Annotated in this window: 1 protein-coding gene; it reads right to left on the minus strand. The window is 74.7% G+C overall.

The genetic code is table 11. The annotated features are described in order from the left end of the window. A partial coding sequence (locus GTW43_RS32460; RefSeq protein ID WP_161305551.1) for an AAA family ATPase occupies positions 1-1,801 on the minus strand: 1,801 nt, incomplete at its 3' end. Positions 1,802-2,099 lie beyond the last annotated feature (298 nt).

The raw sequence follows: 2,099 nt of genomic DNA on the forward strand, positions 1-2,099 counted from the left end.
CTAGCGAGGCCGGGACGAGGGTGAGCCGGGTGCGGGCCGTCGTCTCCTCGCCGGGGGAGAGGAAGTCGAGGCCCGCCGCGGTCAGGGCCTGCGCCAGCTCCGCGCAGCGCGGGTCGGCGGCGATGAGGCCGACGGAGCCCTCCTGGCGCAGGGCCTCGTGGCAGGCGTCCACCACGTCCTGCGGGCCGGTGGCCGCGCGGACCGCGAACGCGCCCGGGTTCTCACGGACCGACTCCACCGGGGCCAGGCCCGGTGCGATGTGCGGGAGCAGCCGGGAGGCGTACGTGATGACGTCGGTGGGCACGCGGAAACCGGCCGTCAGCTCCTCGACCACCGCGTCCGCCTTGCCCAGGTGCGTCAGGGCCTCCGCCCAACTCGCCGTCGCCCAGGGCGTGGTGCCCTGGGCGAGGTCGCCGAGCACCGTCACCGAACCCGTCGTCGCCCGGCGGCCCACCGCGCGGTACTGCATCGGCGACAGGTCCTGCGCCTCGTCGAGGACCACGTGGCCGAGCGAGTGGGTGCGCTCGATCAGGTCCGCGGCCTCGTCGATCAGCACCGCGTCGGCGGCCGACCACTTCGCCGACTTCACGCTGCGGGCCGGCCGGGTCCGCAGCAGGACCTTCTGCTCGTCCTCGCCGAGCAGTCCCGCCGCGTGCTCCGCGAGGAACTCCGCGTCCGTGAGCAGCCGCAGGACCAGCTTCGCCGGGTCGACCGCGGGCCAGATCGCCTTCACGGCGGCCTTCACGGCGGCGTTGCGCGCGACCGCGTTCTGCACGCGGTCGTCCGGGGCCTCGCCCGCCCGCTCCATCTGGACGAGCACGGCGTGCGCGATGCGCTGCGGGAGGGCCTCGCGGGCCGCGCCGTAGCGCATGTCACGGGACATCAACTCCCGCACGATCTCCTCGAGTTCGTACTGCGCCACCCGCCAGCGGCGCGAGCCGCGCACCACCACGATGCCCTCGGCCGGGGGTGTGATGTGGGCGCGCAGCGCCCGGTGGAGCACCTCGGCCATCCGCGCGTCGCCCTTCACGAGCGCCGTCGGGGCCTCGTCGGCGCCGCCGATCTCGACGCGGCGCGTGACCAGGTCGTCGACCGTCGCCTGGTGCACCTCCAGCTCGCCGAGCGCGGGCAGCACCTGCTCGATGTAGTGCAGGAACGACCGGTTCGGGCCGATGACCAGCGTGCCGGTGCGGGCCAGCCGCTCGCGGTGCGCGTACAGCAGGTAGGCGACACGGTGCAGGCCCACCGCGGTCTTTCCGGTGCCGGGGCCGCCCTGCACGCACACCGAGCCGGCGAGGCCGCTGCGCACGATCTCGTCCTGCTCGGGCTGGATCGTCGCCACGATGTCGCGCATCGGGCCGACGCGCGGGCGCTCGATCTCCTGCTGGAGCAGCTTGCTGGTGCGGGCCTCCTCCGCCGGGTCCGACAGGTGCTCGTCCTCGTACGCGGTCAGGTCGCCGCCCGTGTACCCGAAGCGGCGGCGCAGCGCGATGTCCATCGGGTCCTTCTTCGAGGCCCGGTAGAACGGCTGGGAGACCGGCGCGCGCCAGTCGATCACCATGGGGTCGCCGTCGGCGTCGTGCACGTGGCGGCGGCCGATGTAGAACTGCTCGCCGTCGGCGCCCTCGGCGCGGTCCGTGCCCGGGGCGTGCAGGTAGTCGAGCCGGCCGAAGAAGAGGGGGGTGTCGGCCAGGTCGGCCAGGGCCTTGATGCGTTCGTCGATCTGGCGCTGCAGGACCTCGGCGTTGACCCAGTTCGCGGTGACGTCGCGGATGTCGAGGGACTGGGCGTCCTCGCGCATCGCGCGCAGGGCGTCGCGGGAGGCCAGCAGGTGGCTGCGCTCGCGGTCCAGGGGGTGGTGCGGGGTGGTGGGCGGGGACGACGGACTCACGGGTGGGGCCTCCGGCTCCGGGTACGGGGGATCGCGGGACCGGCCGGTTTCCGTCCGGGCGGTGGCACTCCGTGCGGGAGGCGGGCAGACGCGCGACTGTACGCCGACGCGTCCGCCGAGTCGAGCCGATTTACCGGGGCTGCACCCCAGCACCCTCCTCAACCGCCCCCCGCACCGGCGCCACCCCCCGGGGCTCCGCCCCGGCCCC

This window comes from Streptomyces sp. SID5785 (assembly GCF_009870065.1).
Lineage (GTDB): Bacteria > Actinomycetota > Actinomycetes > Streptomycetales > Streptomycetaceae > Streptomyces.